The sequence below is a fragment of the Polaromonas sp. P4_F6 genome (assembly GCF_056401275.1).
This window is the reverse complement of the sequence record NZ_JBFUJQ010000013.1, coordinates 19,493-34,031: the sequence shown is the minus strand read 5'-3', so window position 1 is coordinate 34,031 and position 14,539 is coordinate 19,493. Positions and strand designations below refer to the sequence as shown.

The following is a 14,539-nucleotide window of genomic DNA, read 5'->3' as shown; positions in this document are numbered from 1 at the left end:
CGCCTCACTTCGCGCCGGAGGCAGCGGATGCGGGCGCCGCGGCGGCAGCCATGGCATTCGGGCTGGTCTGCGCCGGCGTGGCGCCGGCCAGGGCCACACTGGGCTGGTAGAAAGTGACTTTCTGGCCCGGCGACAGCACATGCACGCCGGCGCTCACCACCAGCATGCCGGCTTGCAGTCCCGAGGCCACGACCACGTCGTTGCCGTCGGCTGTGGCGACCTGGATGATTTGCGGCTTGACCGTCATGCTGGCCTTGTCGACCACCCACACGGCCGTGGCCTTGCCTTCCTGGCGCAGCGCCGTGGTCGGCAGCTTGATCACCGGCAGGCCGACGGCGCTGCCCGATTCCGGCACCACGTACACCGTGGCGCCCAGCGGCGGCGGCTCCTTGGCATCGATAGAAACCTTGACGGTATAGGTGCGCGTGACCGGGTCGCTGCTGGCGGCGACTTCACGGACCTTGCCGGCCAGATCGGCGTTTTGCGACCAGACGCGTATCTTGACCGCCGAGCCGGCCTTGATGCTCGCCACCTTGTCTTCGGGCACCGAGAACACCACGTCGCGCACCCCGTCGGCCGCGATGCGCACCACCGGCGCGCCTGCCGCCACAACCTGGCCAGGCTCGGCCTCGATGGCGGTCACCACACCCGACACATCGGCGACCAAGGCCGCGTAATTGGCCTGGTTGCCCTGCACGGCGAACTGCGATTGCGCCTGCTCGAGCTGCGCCTGCGCCGCCTTGAGGGTGGTTTCGCGGCGCTCCAGCTCGGCGCCGCTGATGAAGTTCTGCTCCTTGAGCTCCTTGTAGCGCTTGAAGTCGGCAGCGGCCAGGTCGCGGTTGGTGCTGGCCGCAGCCACCTGGGCACGGGCCGCATCGGCGGCCAGCCTGAAGTCCTGCGGGTCCAGCTGGGCCAGCACCTGCCCGGCCTTGACGCGCTGGCCGAGCTCGGCCTGGCGCTTGATGATCTTGCCGCCGACCCGAAAGCCCAGCCTGGACTCGACCTGGGCTTTGACTTCGCCCGCATATTCATGGCTGGACGAAAACGCGTCGGTCCCCACGGTGAGCACCTTCACGGCGCGAACCGGCTCTTCGGGTGGGGCGGGCTTGGAACAGGCGGCCAGCAATATAGCAGCGCCCACCACGGAGAAAACGGTTTTATTCATGGTCGGATTGGGTGTGAAAACTCGGACGGCATGCAGCCAGGAGAAGCTTGGAAAACTCGCTACTGACTGACCGGTTAGTAATCTAGGGTAAATGCTGAGGCTTGTCAAGCGACAATCGCCCGCATGACCCCAGGCCTCCAACAGCCCAGCGCCCCGGTTCCCCTTCAGGGGGTGTCGCACTATGAAAACTTCCCTGTCGCCTCGCTGCTATGCCCGCCGCGGCTGCGCCCGCCCATCGCGGCGATTTACTGGTTTGCCCGCACGGCCGACGACATCGCCGATGAGGGCGAAGCCACGCCGCAGGCCCGGCTGGACGAGCTGGCCGCCTACCGCGCCGACCTGATGGCGACCGCCGCGGGCCTGCCGCCCTCCCCGCGCTGGGCGCCGGTCTTCGCGCAATTGCGGCCCCAACTGGCCCGGTTCGAACTGCCCGTCAACCTGCTGGCCGACCTGCTGAGCGCCTTTGAGCAGGACGCGGTCAAGCAGCGTTATGCCGACGAAGCCGAACTGCTGGACTACTGCAAGCGTTCGGCCAACCCCGTGGGCCGGCTGCTGCTGCACCTCTACGGCATCCAGGACGCCGCTTCGCTGCAAATGAGCGACGACATCTGCACCGCCCTGCAACTGATCAATTTCTGGCAGGACCTGGGTGTGGACATCCCGCGCGGGCGCATCTACCTGCCGGCCGACGCCTGGGCCCGCCACGGCGTCGATGAAGCGCAGTTGCTGGCGCTGCAGGCCAACCCGGCCACCCTCGCGCTGATTGCGGCCCATGTGCGTTCCGCCCGCGCCATGATGTACAGGGGCGCGCCCCTGTGCAAAATAATTCCCGGGCGCGGCGGCTGGGAGCTGCGCCTGGTGGTGCAAGGCGGCCTGCGCATCCTGGACAAGATAGAAGCGCAAGGCTTTAACACCTTGCAGCGGCGCCCCAAGCTCAAGCCCTGGGACTTGCTGCTGATGGGCTGGCGCGCCCTGTGGATGCGCTGATCCGGCCCCGTGAACGCACGGCATCCCATGTGACAATCGCCGCATGACGCCTGAGCAGTATGTCCAGCAAAAAGCCGCCGCATCTGGCAGCAGTTTTTATTACGCCTTCCTGTTTTTACCCAAAGAGCGGCGCGCCGCCATCACGGCCTTCTATGCCTTTTGCCGCGAGATCGACGACGTGGTCGACGAGGTCACCGACCCCGGCGTGGCCCGCACCAAGCTGGCCTGGTGGCAAAACGAGGTCCTGAAGTCCTATGCCGGCGAGCCGACACACCCGGTCATGAAAGCGCTGATGCCGCTGGCCGCCACCTACCGCATCGAGGCGCGCCACCTGCAGGCCGTGATCGACGGCTGCCAGATGGACCTGGAGCAAAACCGCTACCTCGACTTCCCCGGGCTCAAGCAGTATTGCCATCTGGTGGCCGGCATCGTGGGCGAGGTGGCCGCGCGGATTTTCGGCCAGGCCGACGAGGCCACCACCGCCTACGCCCACAAGCTGGGCCTGGCCTTCCAGCTCACCAACATCATCCGCGACGTGGGTGAAGACGCGATGCGCGGGCGCATCTACCTGCCCGTCAACGAGCTGCAGCAGTTCGACGTGAAAGCGCACGAGATCTTGAAGCGCCAGTACTCCGACCGCTTTACCGCGCTCATGAAATTCCAGACCGAGCGCGCCCTGGCGCTTTACGACGAAGCGCTGGCCATGCTGCCCGAAACCGACCGCCGCGCGCAAAAGCCCGGCCTCATGATGGCCAGCATCTACCGCACGCTGCTGCGCGAGATCGCCGCCGACGGCTACCAGGTGCTGCACCAGCGCGTGAGCCTCACGCCGCTGCGCAAATTCTGGCTGGCCTGGAAAACGCAGGCTTTCGGACGAGTGGTGTAAAGATGAGAGTCGCCGTCATAGGCGCGGGCTGGGCCGGCTGCGCCGCTGCCGTCGAAGCCACCCGCCTGGGCTACCAGGCCACCTTGTTTGAAACCACCCGCGTCGCCGGCGGGCGCGCGCGCCGCGTGGGTGCCACCTTGCAGGGCGAACCGGTGGCGCTGGACAACGGCCAGCACATCCTGATAGGCGCTTACGCCGAAACCTTGCGCCTGATGAAAGACCTGGGCGTGGACACCGAGGCCACGCTGCTGAGGATGCCGCTGACATTGCAGTTTCCCGATGGCGGCGGCCTGAAGCTGCCGCAGCTGCCGGCCCCGCTCGATGCGCTGGCCGGCATCCTGCTGGCGCGCGACTGGCCACTGGGCGACAAGCTTTCCATGCTCAAGCTCGCGGTGGGCTGGCAGCTCAAGAAATTCCAGTGCGCGCCCGGCGAGTCGGTCGCCGACCTGTGCCGCGGCCTGGCACCCGGCGCCATGGCCGCGCTGATTGAGCCGCTGTGCGTCTCGGCGCTCAACACGCCCGCCGAACGCGCCAGCGGCCAGGTGTTCCTGCGCGTGATGCACGACGCGCTTTTTTCGGAGAGCGGCGGCTCCAACCTGCTGCTGCCGCGCACCGACCTCAGCACCCTGCTGCCCGATGCGGCGCTGTCCTGGCTGGCCGCGCAGGGCAATGCGCCGCAGCTGGGCGCGCGCGTGCAGGCCATCGCGCCTCTAGGCTCGGGCTGGGTCGTGAGCGCCGATGCCAGCGCGGCCTTCGACTGTGTGGTGCTGGCCTGCCCGCCGCAGGAGGCCGCGCGCCTGGTTGAAGGCAGCGGCGTGGCCGCGGTGGACTGGCTGGCGCGCACGCACGGCCTGCAGCACGAGGCCCTGACGACCGTCTATGCCTGGGCTTCAGGCGCGTGCCTGCCGCTGCCCATGATGGCCTTGCCGTCCAATGCCGCGGAGCCGGCCCAGTTCGTGTTTGACCGCGGGCAGCTGGGCGGCCCGGCCGGCCTGCTGGCCTTTGTGATCAGCGCCAGCAGCGGCGACAGCGCCACGCTGACCGCGCAGGTGCTGGCGCAGGCGAAATCGCAACTCTGGCATTTGGGGTTGGGCGGCATGCAGGCGGTGCAGACCATCGTGGAAAAACGCGCCACTTTTGCCTGCACGCCCGGCCTGTTGCGGCCCGGCGCCGAGGTCGCGCCCGGCCTGTATGCCTGCGGCGACTACATCGCCGGGCCCTATCCCGCAACGCTGGAAGGCGCGGTGCGCTCCGGGCTGGAGGCGGCCCGGCATCTTCATTGAGCGGGCGGATTCAGGCGCTTTTGGCCAGCACACGCACCGTGCGGTAAGCCGGCCGCGACAGGCAGCGCTGCAGCCATTCATCCACCTTCGGGCATTTCTCCATCAGCCCGGCCGCGCCCTGCACCCAGGCCAGCACCGAGGCCACGCAGATGTCGGCCGCGGTGAAGCGCTCGCCGGCCAGGTAGGGCCTGGCCTGCAGGTGCTGGTCCAGCACGCGCAGCGGCGTCAGCAGGTGGCGCTCGGCGTCGTCGGCCAGCTGGGGCTTGCGGCGGTCGGCCGGCATCAGGATGCGGTGCATCAAAAACGCCAGCGCGTCTTTTTCGCACTCGGTGACCACCCAGAAGCTCCAGCGCAAAATCTCCGCCTGCTCGGCATGGTCCTGCGCGGCCAGCAGCGGCACGCCGGGCGCCTTGAAACGCTCGGCCAGGTAGAGCACACAGGCCATGGACTCCCAGACCAGCACGCCGTCGTCGTCCACCACGGGAATCCGGCCGTTCGGGTTGATGGCCAGGAACTCCGGTGTGCGTGTGGCGCCGCCCGTGAAGGGCAGCGGGATGTGTTCATGGGCCAGGCCCATCTCGTGGACCAGCCACAGCGGGCGCGCCGCGCGCGAGGCCGCGGTTCCGTAAATCTTGAGCGTCATGCAAGCTCCTTCGGAAAAAGCCCTGAAGCGCTCTATCGCGTCAGCGCGGGAACAGGTCGCACAACTCGGTCAGCGTGGCCACCGTCTCGTGCGGCACGGCCGGGTGTGCCCACAACTGGTCGGAGCGGTTGACCCACACCGTCTGCATGCCGCAATTGAGCGCGCCCAGCACGTCCAGCGTGGCATCGTCGCCCACATGCAAGACCTCGCCAGGCTGCACGTCGACGGCGCCGGCGGCCGCATGGAAGATGCGCGGGTCGGGCTTGCCCACGCCGAACTGCTGGGCGCTGATGCTGGCCTTGAAATAGCCGTCAATGCCTATGCGCCTGATGTCGGCATTGCCGTTGGACACCGCCACCAGCGGATAGCGGTCGGACAGGAACTCGAGTGCCAGCACCGCATCCTCGAACAGCGTGACCTTGTTGCGTTCGTCAAAAAAAACATCGAAGGCCGGCTCGGCCAGCAGCGGGTCCTCGCGCGAGCGGTACAGCGCCAGCCGTATCGCCTCGCGGCGTATGGCGCTGAGGTTGTACTTGAGTTCGGGGCGCGAGCGCGTAACATGCTCGCGGATTTCGTGCCGCGCGGCGGGGTTGGAAAACAGCGCCGCGGTCATGGGGGCATGCCGGCTGAGCCAGTCGTCCAGTGCTTTCTCGGCTCTTTCGATGGCCGGCCATATGGGCCACAGCGTGTCATCGAGGTCTAGCGTGATGGCTTTGATGGTGGTCAGGTCGAGCATAGGAAAAGACTAAGGGATAGGCGAGAATAACCCATGTTTTTTCGCCCCCGCTTCGCTCCCGAACCGCCCTTCTCCCACGGCGCGCCGCCTGTCGGCCAGACAGCTTCTTCCACCACCGCCGTGCTGCTGTGCAACCTGGGAACCCCTGACGAAGCCACGGCGCCGGCGCTGCGCCGCTACCTGGCCGAGTTTTTGGGCGACCCGCGCGTGGTCGAAATCCCCAAGCCGCTGTGGTGGCTGATCCTGCACGGCATCATCCTGCGCGTGCGGCCCCAAAAATCGGCCGCCAAATACGCCAGCATCTGGACGAAGGAAGGCTCGCCGCTGCGGGTCTGGACGCAGAAGCAGGCCACCATGCTGCGCGGCTACCTGGCGGTGCGCGGCCACCCTGTAGAGGTGCGCTACGCCATGCGCTACGGCAGCCCGTCCATCGCCTCGCAGCTGAGCCAGCTCAAGGCCGACGGCGTGGAACGCGTGCTCATCCTGCCGGCCTACCCGCAGTACAGCGGCACCACCACCGCCAGCGTGTTTGACGCGGTCTACCAGTGGGCGGCGCGCATACGCCGCATCCCCGAGCTGCGCTTCGTCAACCATTACCACGACCACGAAGGCTACATCAAGGCCCTGGCCGCCCGCGTGCGCGAGCACTGGCGCACCCAGGGCCGCGCCGAGCAGCTGGTCATGAGCTTTCACGGCGTGCCCGAACGCACGCTCGCGCTGGGCGACCCCTACCACTGCGAATGCCACAAGACCGCGCGCCTGCTGGCCGCGCAGCTGGGCCTGGAGCCCGCGCAGTACAAAGTCACCTTCCAGTCGCGCTTCGGCAAGGCCAAGTGGCTTGAGCCCTATACCGAACCCACCCTCGTGGCCATGGCCCGGGCCGGGGTCAAGCGGGTCGACCTGATCTGCCCGGGTTTTACCGGCGACTGCCTGGAGACACTGGAAGAGATCAACATGGAGGCGCGCGAGGCCTTTCTGCAGGCGGGCGGCAAGGAGTTCGGCTACATCCCCTGCCTCAATGACAGCCATGAGTGGATCGCGGGGCTGGCCGGGATCACGCAGCAGCACCTGGCGGGCTGGCCGGTGCAACAGGCCGATGCCCCCGAAGCGGCCAAGGCGCTGGCGGCTTCGCGCGAACGGGCTCTGGCCCTGGGCGCGAAGAAATAGCCAGGCCGACCCAAGCTTGAATCAGGCCTTGAGCTTGAGCAGCTGCACCATCAGCTGCGTGGTCTTCACATCGAAGTCGATAAAACTGCCGAGGTCCGGCCCCGACATCCAGGACTGCTCCCAATAGCTTTCCTTGAGCGTCTTCTTCCAGAGCTCATAGGCCAGTGAAGCCTTCACGCCCTCCACCATCTCGGCCTGGCGCGCGGCCGGCACGCCGGCGCCGGTGAACACGGCGCGCCAGTTGGTAAGGTCCACGTCCAGGCCCTGCTCGCGCACCGACTTGACGCCGTAAGCGGCTTTTTTGGAAGAGACACCTAGGGCGCGCAGCTTGCCGCTGGCCAGCTCCGCCCTGAAGGTGCCGTAGCTCGAAACGCCGGCCGCCGCCTTGCCGCCCATCACCGCATCGACCAGCTCGAAGTTGCGCGCGAACGGCAGGTAGACCGCGTCTTCCGGCCTGGCACCGGCGGCCTTGGCCAACAGGCCCGCGAACACATGGTCGGCGCCGCCGACCGCGCCTATGGCCATGGACGTCTGTTTGGCATTGGTGCGCAGGCGCTCCACCAGTTCGTTGATGGTCTTGAGCGGCGATGCGGCCGCCACCACGACCACCGGGTAGTCGCTGGTCAGGCGCGCAATCGGCTTGACCTTGCTGAGGTCCACAGCCGGTTTTTGCAATGCCAGTGCGCCGACGAGGTTGCTGTCACCCATGAACAAGGCGTTGGGGTCGGCGCTGTACTTCTGCACAAACCAGGCCAGGCCCGCGGTGCCGCTGCCGCCTTCCTTGTTCTCGTATTCGATCTCGTCGCTCAGGCCCTGGCCCACCAGCGCATCACCGAGGGCGCGGCCGGCTTCATCGAGCGCGGTGCGGGACATGGCGGGAATGACGATGCGCAGCTTGGGCGCCAGCTTGCCCTTGGCGGACTGGGCCCAAAGCGGTGCGGCCGCTCCGAGGCCGGCGAGTGCGCCCAGAACCGTGCGTCGTTGGATGGTCAGCATGTCTTTTTCCTCCCAAGCCCATGGTAGATGGAGTTTCCAGGGCAATGGCTAGGTGTTTGATCCAGTGCCCGAACGCTTGCACCGGAGCACTTTTCATGCCACACGCAGGAAAGCAGGCGCCCGGGCAACGCGCCCGGGGCGCATGCGCGGCTCAGGCCTTGAGCTTGAGCAAATGCACCATGACCCGCGAGGTGGTCAGATCGAAATCGATAAAACTCGCGAGGCTGGGACCTGAAAGCAGCGAAGACTCCCAGTGGTTCTGCTTCAGCGTTTTTTGCCAGGACTCATGGCCGGTGGCGGCCTTCACGGCCTCCAGCATTTCCGCCTGGCGCGCCTCGGCCACGTTCTGGCCGGTGAACACGCCGCGCCAGTTGGCCATGTCCACGTCCACGCCCTGCTCGCGAATGGCAGGGATGCCGAACACCGTGCGCTTGGACGACACACCGATGGCGCGCAGCTTGCCGCTGGCCAGTTCGTCGGCGAATTCGCTGTAGCCCGAAATGCCGGCTGTCGCCTTGCCGCCCAGCACGGCCTGCACGACTTCGGCGCCGCCCGCAAAGGGCAGGTACACCAGTTCTTCGGGTTTGCTGCCGGCCGCGCGGGTGAACACACCGGCAAACACGTGGTCCACACCGCCGGCGGAACCGCCCGCGATGGGAACGTCCTTGGGATTGGCGCGCATGCGCCCGGCCAGGTCGGCAATCGTGCGCACCGGCGAGTTGGCGGCGACCACCACCACCAGGTAGTCGCTGGTCAATCGTGCGATGGGGCGGATGCGGGTCATGTCGACGGCGGGTTTTTGCAGGGCCACCGCGCCCACCATCACCATGCCGCCCATCAGCAGGGTGTTGGCGTCGCCGCTGTATTTCTCGGCGTAGTACGCGAGGCCTATGGTGCCGCCCTTGCCGCCCTTGTTTTCATACTCGATCTCATCCGTCGCGCCCGCGCCCACCAGCGCCGTGCCCAGGGCGCGCCCGGTCTGGTCCCAACCACCACCGGCATTCGCCGGAATCACGATGCGCAGCTTGGGGGCCAGCTTGGCCGCCCGGGCTTTGGGCTGTGCGCCGGCCGCCGGCGGCTTGGCCGCCGTCTGCGCCCACGCGGGGATGGCCCCGCCCCAAGTCGCCAATCCCAGCCCGGCGAGTCCTCCCAGGGCGGCGCGTCGTTTGATGGTCAGCATATCGTCTCCTTTGTCGTTGGAACCTCAGCTTGCAGTTTTGCTCCTTGTCCAGTATTTGGCAAGGCGGGGAAGTACCAGGACCGCCACCACGATCACGACCAGCGTGATCGACATGGGGCGCTGGAAGAACACCATGGCGCTGCCCTCGCCTATCGACACGGCGTTGCGCAGTTGCGCTTCCGCCAGAGGGCCCAGGATCATGCCGACCACCACGGGCGCGGTGGGGAAGTCGTACCGGCGCATCAGCACGCCCAGCAATCCAATCGCGTACAGCAGGAATAAGTCAAACGCGCTCTGGCGCATGCCGTAGGCGCCCACCGTCGCGAAGATCAGGATGCCGGCATAGAGCTGCGGCTTGGGGATCTTCAGCAGCTTGACCCACAGGCCCACCATGGGCAGGTTGAGCACCAGCAGCATGACATTGCCGATGTACAGCGAGGCGATCAGCGCCCACACCAGCGCAGCGGAGGTGGTGAACAGCTGCGGGCCGGGCTGGATGCCGTAGTTCTGGAAAGCGCCCAGCAGGATGGCCGTGGTGTTCGAGGTCGGGATGCCCAGCGTGAGCAGCGGAATCAGCGCCGCCGTCACCGTGGCGTTGTTGGCCGCCTCGGGACCGGCCACGCCTTCGATGGCGCCCTTGCCGCCGAACTCGGCCCTGATTTCGGGGCTCGCCAGTTTCTTTTCCGTCGCGTAGCTCAGAAAGGTCGGTATCTCGGTGCCGCCGGCCGGAATGCAGCCGAAAGGCGTGCCGATCGCGGTGCCGCGCAACCAGGCGGGAATCGAACGCCTCCAGTCGGCCTTGGTCATATGCACGCGGCTGAGCTTGTTCTGGTCTTCCACCGTTTTGCCCTCATAGAGCACGGCGTACAGCACTTCCGCCACCGCGAACAGGCCGACGGCCACCAGCACAATTTCAATGCCGTCCAGCAGTTCCGGAATGCCGCCGGTGTAGCGGCCCTGGCCCGAGATCTGGTCCAGGCCGACGCAGCCGGCAGCCAGGCCGACCAGCAGCGCCGTCATGCCGCGCAAGGTGCTTTTGCCCAGCACGGCGCTCACCGTGGTGAAGGCCAGCAGCATCAGCAGGAAATACTCGGGCGGGCCCAGCTTGACGGCGAACTCCGCCACAAAGGGGGCGAACAGCGTGACGATGACGGTGGCGATGGTGCCCGCCACAAACGAGCCTATCGCCGCCGTGGCCAGCGCCGCGCCGGCGCGCCCGCTCTTGGCCATCTTGTTGCCCTCCATGGCCGTGACCATGCTGGCGGTTTCGCCGGGCGTGTTCAGCAGGATGGAGGTCGTCGAGCCGCCGTACATGGCGCCGTAGTAGATGCCCGAGAAAAAAATCATCGAGGCGGTGATGTCGACCTTGGCGGTGATGGGCAGCAGCATGGCCACCGCCACCGCCGGGCCTATGCCGGGCAGCACGCCCACGGCCGTGCCCAGGGCACAGCCCACCAGGCACCAGATCAGGTTGACCGGCGTGATCGCCGTGGCGAAACCCGCCATCAGGGCATTGAAGATGTCCATGTCAGATCCACCCCGTGTTCGTCAGGCCCGGCAGGTTGATCGCCAGGAATTTGGTGAACATCCAGAACACCGGCGCGGAGATCAGCAGGCCCACCACGAGGTCGGTGGCCCAGGTGCGCGGCGCATTGACGCCCGTCTGGCCGCTGGCGCGGCGCAGGCCTTGCACCGCCAGCAGGTAGCACAGCGTGCAGCTCAGGATGAAGCCTATGGTGGTGATCAGCGCCGCATTGAGCAGCAGCCCCGCCGAGACCCAGGCAAAACCGGGCCAGTAGGCCTGCGTCGCACCGGAGGGAGGGTCCAGCTCGCGAAAGCCGCCGCTGCGCGCTTCCCAGATGATCCAGGCGCCGCAGACCGTGAGGCCGACGGAAACCAGCCAGGGCAGGAAGTTGGGGCCGACGCCGCCGTAGCCGGCCTCGGAGGAGATGCTGATCGCGCCGAAGGCCAGCGCCAGGCCGGTCAGCAGCACGCCGGCGCCGACCAGGGTTTGCGGCCAGACGGCCGCGGGATCCGAAGTTGTTGTTGTCATCGTTATAGTTCCCGAAAGACGTGGGACGGACGTGGACAGTCTGGCGGCACGCCGCCCTTTCGTCAAATTTTCATCAAATCTGAACCCGGGACGGCGTGGCGCCCTTGCACTGTTACATGCTTGCTTACACGCGCTAAGGCGTGAAGCGTCAGACCATGCCGGACTTGACCATGGTGGCGCGCAGGGCGGCGAAGTCGTCGTCGACGAACTTGGCAAAAGCATCGCCCGACAGCACGGCGGGCGTCCAGTCGTTCTTCTTCACGGCTTCGGCCCAGGCCGGCGATTTCAGCGCGGCCAGCACCAGGTCGGTCAGGGCCTTGCGCTGCTCGGCCGTGATGCCCGGGGCGCCGTAGACACCGCGCCAGTTGCCGATTTCCACGTCTATGCCCTGCTCCTTGAGCGTGGGCACGTCCACGCCGGGCAGGCGCTTGCCGGAGGTCACGGCGATGGCGCGCATCTTGCCGGCCTTGATGTACTCGGCGAACTCGCTGTAACCGCTGCCGCCCACCGTGACGTTGCCGCCCAGGATGGCCGCCGTGGCCTCACCGCCGCCGCGGAAGGCGACGTAGTTGATCTTGGAAGGATCGGCGCCGACCTTCTGCGCAATCATGGCTGCCGCGATGTGCTCGGTGGAGCCGCGCGAGCCGCCGCCCCACTTCACGCTGCCGGGGTCTTTCTTGAGCTGGTCGACCACATCCTTCATGGTCTTGAAGGGCGAATTGGCGGGCAGCACGAACACGTTGTATTCGCTTGAGAGGCGCGCGATCGGCGTGGCCTGCGACAGGCTCACCGGCGGCTTGCCGGTGATCAGGCCGCCCAGCATCACGGCGCCCATCACCATCAGCGCATTGGGATCGCCCTTGGAGCCGTTGACGAACTGGGCCAGGCCCAGCGCGCCGGCGGCGCCGCCCTTGTTGTCATAGGTCACCGTGTCGGCGACCTTGGAGTCGGTCATGGCCTTGCCCAGGGCGCGGCCCGTGGTGTCCCAGCCGCCGCCCGGGTTGGCCGGAATCAACATCTTGATGTTGGCGGCAGCCGAGGCCGACAGGGGCAAGGCACCGGTCGCGGCCAGGGCCGCCAGGGATTTCAGAAAGGTATCGCGACGCATGGGAATGTCTCCTGTGGATGGGCGCCCGGGGCGCCCGGATGGCTGATAACCTGCCTATCATGCACCCCCTGGCTGTCAAACGGCTGTCCGGCGGGACTGGGGAAAGTGCTAATGTCTAGGGCCTGTTAACACGGTGTTTCCAGGCCCTAACCCATGATGCCCACGGTGATATCCACGGTCAAACTGCTGCTGGTGGAGGACGATGCCTCCATGCAGGCGGCGCTGCAGCGCGCCCTGGGGCGGCGCGGCATGGAGGTTTTCGGCTGCACCGACGGCCGCCAGGCCCTGGCGCAGTGGAAGGCTACGCAGCCCGACGTGGTGGTGCTGGACCTGACCCTGCCCGGCCTGGACGGCCTGCAGGTGCTGGCGCAGGCGCGCGGCCAGGGCCTGACGACCCCGGTGCTGATCCTCACGGCCCGCGGCACCGTGGGCGACCGCATCGTCGGCCTGAACACTGGCGCCGACGACTACCTGCCCAAGCCCTTTGACCTGGACGAACTCGAGGCGCGGCTGCGCGCCCTGAGCCGGCGCCGCCCCGCGGCTGGCGCGGAACCCGGCGCCGCGCCCCAGGTCGTCGGCCACCTGCGCTATGACAGGGAAAGCGGCGCCATCTACCATCGCGACCAGGTGCTGGAGCTCACGCCGCGCGAGCTGGCCCTGCTGCAGACCCTGATAGGCAAACTGGGCCACGCCGTGTCCAAGGAGCGCCTCTTCGAACTGGTGTTTCCCGGCGAAACCGACGTGCAGTACGAGGCCGTCGAAGTGGTGGTCTACCGCCTGCGCAAAAAGCTGGCCCAGACCGGTGTCACCCTGGTCACCTTGCGCGGCCTGGGCTACCTGCTGAAAGTGGATGCATGAGCGATCGGGAGCCCGAGCCGCTGGAGCGGGCGGAGCCGCAAATCCCGGCGGCACATGAAGCCACCGCTCGCCGGGCTATCTCCCTTAGACGGTATCTGCTGACCGGCATCCTGCTTCCCGTCGGCCTGCTGATCATCGTGAACACCGCCAGCCTGTACCGCCAGGCGCTGGCCGCGGTCAACACCGCCTATGACCGCACCCTGCTGGCTTCGGCCAAGTCCATAGGCGAACAGCTGGACGTGACCGGCTACGACGAACAGTCCGAACTGCGCGTGACCGTGCCCTATGCCGCGCTGGAGGCCTTCGAGGCCGACAACCAGAGCCGCTTGTTCTACCGCGTCTCCAGCCTCAAGGGGGAGCTGGTCTCGGGCTTTGCGCAACTGCCCTTCTGGCGCGGCGAGATCCCCATACGCCCGCCGTATTCGGCGCTGGTGGATTTTTACGACGACGTGTTCCTCGACGACCCGGTTCGCGTGGCCGTGCTGCTGCAGCCCGTGGCCAGCGGCAAGGGCCGGGCCATGGCCGTGGTGCAGGTGGCCGAGACCCTGGAGCTGCGCAAGACGCTGGCGCGCAAGATCCTCTTTGACACCTTGTGGCGCCAGGCCATCCTGCTGGCGGTGATCGCCCTGGTGGCGGTGGTGGTGGTGCAGCGCGCCACCCGGCCGGTGCGCCGGCTCAGCGCCGAACTCAAGGCCCGCCCCGAGGGCGACCTGACGGCCATCGCCGCCCCCGACGCGCCGCGCGAGCTGCTGCCGCTGATCGAGGCGACCAACCAGGTCATGGGCCGGTTGCAGCACCTGCTGGACAACCAGAAACGTTTTGTGCGCGATGCGGCCCACCAGCTGCGCACGCCGCTGGCGGTGCTCAAGGTGCAGGTGCAGTCGGCGCTGCGCGGCGACATGGAAGCGCGCGACGCGCTCGGCGAGATCAACCAGACCGTGGACCGTGCCACCGTGCTGGCCAACCAGATGCTGGCCCTGGCCAAGGTGGAGCAGCTGCGCCAGCAGGCCGACCTGCAGGCCATAGACCTGGCGCAGGTGGTGCGTTCGGTGGCGCTGGACCTCTCGCCGCTGATCGCCGAAAAAGACATCGACTTCGAGATTGAAACCGTGCCGGCCCAGGTCCGGTCGCATGAATGGATGCTGGGCGAGCTCACGCGCAACCTGCTGCACAACGCCATCAAGCACACGCCGGCCGGCGGCCCGCTGGCCGTGCGCATCGTGCGCGACGCCAGCTTTGTGGCGATGACCCTCAGCGACAGCGGGCCCGGCGTGTCGGCCGAGCTGTCGGCGCGGCTTTATGAGCCGTTTTCGGCGGGCGACGTGCGCCACGGCTCCGGCCTGGGGCTGGCCATCTGCCGCGAGATCGTCGAAACCATGCACGGCAGCATCACCCTGGAAAACCGCGTCGTGCACGGCCAGGTCACGGGGCTGGACGCGGTGGTCCGCCTGCCCACGGCCTGAAGCGCCCACGCGCC

At 67.4% G+C, this 14,539-nt stretch carries 14 protein-coding genes; 6 read left to right on the top strand and 8 right to left on the bottom strand.

The window, feature by feature from the left end:
- Positions 1–4: 4 nt before the first annotated feature.
- A complete protein-coding gene (locus tag AC1DUN_RS22425; protein WP_477715923.1) occupies positions 5–1,165 on the bottom strand; it encodes an efflux RND transporter periplasmic adaptor subunit in 1,161 nt (386 codons plus the stop codon).
- Positions 1,166–1,288: 123 nt separating this feature from the next.
- Here AC1DUN_RS22425 and hpnC point away from each other — a divergent pair, with 123 nt between their 5' ends.
- Genes hpnC through hpnE form a run of 3 tightly spaced genes read left to right on the top strand, consistent with a single transcriptional unit; the run spans position 1,289 to position 4,321 of the window.
- Positions 1,289–2,152: a squalene synthase HpnC gene (hpnC, locus tag AC1DUN_RS22420; protein WP_477715922.1), complete on the top strand. Its 864-nt coding sequence runs from the start codon at positions 1,289–1,291 to the stop codon at positions 2,150–2,152.
- Positions 2,153–2,195: 43 nt separating this feature from the next.
- The gene (gene hpnD / locus AC1DUN_RS22415) at positions 2,196–3,038 is read left to right on the top strand and encodes a presqualene diphosphate synthase HpnD (protein ID WP_477715921.1); all 843 of its coding nucleotides are present in this window, start codon (positions 2,196–2,198) and stop codon (positions 3,036–3,038) included.
- A 2-nt stretch (positions 3,039–3,040) separates the two neighbouring features.
- Positions 3,041–4,321 carry a hydroxysqualene dehydroxylase HpnE gene (gene hpnE / locus AC1DUN_RS22410; protein WP_477715920.1) on the top strand — a complete coding sequence of 427 codons (1,281 nt, stop codon included), beginning with the start codon at positions 3,041–3,043 and terminating at the stop codon, positions 4,319–4,321.
- 10 nt (positions 4,322–4,331) lie between these two features.
- Here hpnE and AC1DUN_RS22405 read toward each other — a convergent pair whose 3' ends face one another.
- Together AC1DUN_RS22405 and AC1DUN_RS22400 are read right to left on the bottom strand one after the other, a co-directional pair.
- The gene (locus AC1DUN_RS22405) at positions 4,332–4,964 is read right to left on the bottom strand and encodes a glutathione S-transferase family protein (RefSeq protein ID WP_477715919.1); all 633 of its coding nucleotides are present in this window, start codon (positions 4,962–4,964) and stop codon (positions 4,332–4,334) included.
- A gap of 40 nt (positions 4,965–5,004) precedes the next feature.
- Positions 5,005–5,700 carry an HAD family hydrolase gene (locus AC1DUN_RS22400; protein WP_477715918.1) on the bottom strand — a complete coding sequence of 232 codons (696 nt, stop codon included), beginning with the start codon at positions 5,698–5,700 and terminating at the stop codon, positions 5,005–5,007.
- A 33-nt stretch (positions 5,701–5,733) separates the two neighbouring features.
- Here AC1DUN_RS22400 and hemH point away from each other — a divergent pair, with 33 nt between their 5' ends.
- Complete coding sequence (gene hemH / locus AC1DUN_RS22395) at positions 5,734–6,867, top strand: ferrochelatase (RefSeq protein ID WP_477715917.1); 1,134 nt, start codon at positions 5,734–5,736, stop codon at positions 6,865–6,867.
- A 21-nt stretch (positions 6,868–6,888) separates the two neighbouring features.
- Here the strand turns inward: hemH and AC1DUN_RS22390 are convergent, their stop codons facing one another.
- From AC1DUN_RS22390 to AC1DUN_RS22370, 5 genes are all read right to left on the bottom strand, one after another.
- The gene (locus AC1DUN_RS22390) at positions 6,889–7,863 is read right to left on the bottom strand and encodes a Bug family tripartite tricarboxylate transporter substrate binding protein (protein WP_477715916.1); all 975 of its coding nucleotides are present in this window, start codon (positions 7,861–7,863) and stop codon (positions 6,889–6,891) included.
- 151 nt (positions 7,864–8,014) lie between these two features.
- The gene (locus AC1DUN_RS22385) at positions 8,015–9,043 is read right to left on the bottom strand and encodes a tripartite tricarboxylate transporter substrate binding protein (RefSeq protein ID WP_477715915.1); all 1,029 of its coding nucleotides are present in this window, start codon (positions 9,041–9,043) and stop codon (positions 8,015–8,017) included.
- A gap of 24 nt (positions 9,044–9,067) precedes the next feature.
- Positions 9,068–10,570, bottom strand: coding sequence for a tripartite tricarboxylate transporter permease (locus AC1DUN_RS22380; protein WP_477715914.1), 1,503 nt, complete (start codon positions 10,568–10,570; stop codon positions 9,068–9,070).
- A gap of 1 nt (position 10,571) precedes the next feature.
- Positions 10,572–11,096 (bottom strand): tripartite tricarboxylate transporter TctB family protein, encoded by a 525-nt coding sequence (locus AC1DUN_RS22375; RefSeq protein WP_477715913.1) that lies wholly within the window; start codon positions 11,094–11,096, stop codon positions 10,572–10,574.
- Positions 11,097–11,244: 148 nt separating this feature from the next.
- A complete protein-coding gene (locus tag AC1DUN_RS22370; RefSeq protein ID WP_413328371.1) occupies positions 11,245–12,204 on the bottom strand; it encodes a Bug family tripartite tricarboxylate transporter substrate binding protein in 960 nt (319 codons plus the stop codon).
- Between the two features lie 153 nt (positions 12,205–12,357).
- On the opposite strand from AC1DUN_RS22370, the gene AC1DUN_RS22365 reads away from it, so the two are divergent.
- Together AC1DUN_RS22365 and AC1DUN_RS22360 are read left to right on the top strand one after the other, a co-directional pair.
- On the top strand, positions 12,358–13,062 hold the full coding sequence (locus AC1DUN_RS22365; protein ID WP_477715912.1) for a response regulator transcription factor: 705 nt from the start codon (positions 12,358–12,360) through the stop codon (positions 13,060–13,062).
- A complete protein-coding gene (locus tag AC1DUN_RS22360; protein ID WP_477715911.1) occupies positions 13,059–14,525 on the top strand; it encodes a sensor histidine kinase in 1,467 nt (488 codons plus the stop codon). The genes AC1DUN_RS22365 and AC1DUN_RS22360 overlap by 4 nt, the downstream gene beginning before the upstream one ends.
- Positions 14,526–14,539: the final 14 nt, after the last annotated feature.

Coding starts and splice junctions, on each gene's coding strand:
- AC1DUN_RS22425 (WP_477715923.1), bottom strand. CDS start 1,165: ATGAATAAAACCGTTTTCTCCGTGGTGGGCGCTGCTATATTGCTGGCC.
- hpnC (WP_477715922.1), top strand. CDS start 1,289: ATGACCCCAGGCCTCCAACAGCCCAGCGCCCCGGTTCCCCTTCAGGGG.
- hpnD (WP_477715921.1), top strand. CDS start 2,196: ATGACGCCTGAGCAGTATGTCCAGCAAAAAGCCGCCGCATCTGGCAGC.
- hpnE (WP_477715920.1), top strand. CDS start 3,041: ATGAGAGTCGCCGTCATAGGCGCGGGCTGGGCCGGCTGCGCCGCTGCC.
- AC1DUN_RS22405 (WP_477715919.1), bottom strand. CDS start 4,964: ATGACGCTCAAGATTTACGGAACCGCGGCCTCGCGCGCGGCGCGCCCG.
- AC1DUN_RS22400 (WP_477715918.1), bottom strand. CDS start 5,700: ATGCTCGACCTGACCACCATCAAAGCCATCACGCTAGACCTCGATGAC.
- hemH (WP_477715917.1), top strand. CDS start 5,734: ATGTTTTTTCGCCCCCGCTTCGCTCCCGAACCGCCCTTCTCCCACGGC.
- AC1DUN_RS22390 (WP_477715916.1), bottom strand. CDS start 7,863: ATGCTGACCATCCAACGACGCACGGTTCTGGGCGCACTCGCCGGCCTC.
- AC1DUN_RS22385 (WP_477715915.1), bottom strand. CDS start 9,043: ATGCTGACCATCAAACGACGCGCCGCCCTGGGAGGACTCGCCGGGCTG.
- AC1DUN_RS22380 (WP_477715914.1), bottom strand. CDS start 10,570: ATGGACATCTTCAATGCCCTGATGGCGGGTTTCGCCACGGCGATCACG.
- AC1DUN_RS22375 (WP_477715913.1), bottom strand. CDS start 11,096: ATGACAACAACAACTTCGGATCCCGCGGCCGTCTGGCCGCAAACCCTG.
- AC1DUN_RS22370 (WP_413328371.1), bottom strand. CDS start 12,204: ATGCGTCGCGATACCTTTCTGAAATCCCTGGCGGCCCTGGCCGCGACC.
- AC1DUN_RS22365 (WP_477715912.1), top strand. CDS start 12,358: ATGATGCCCACGGTGATATCCACGGTCAAACTGCTGCTGGTGGAGGAC.
- AC1DUN_RS22360 (WP_477715911.1), top strand. CDS start 13,059: ATGAGCGATCGGGAGCCCGAGCCGCTGGAGCGGGCGGAGCCGCAAATC.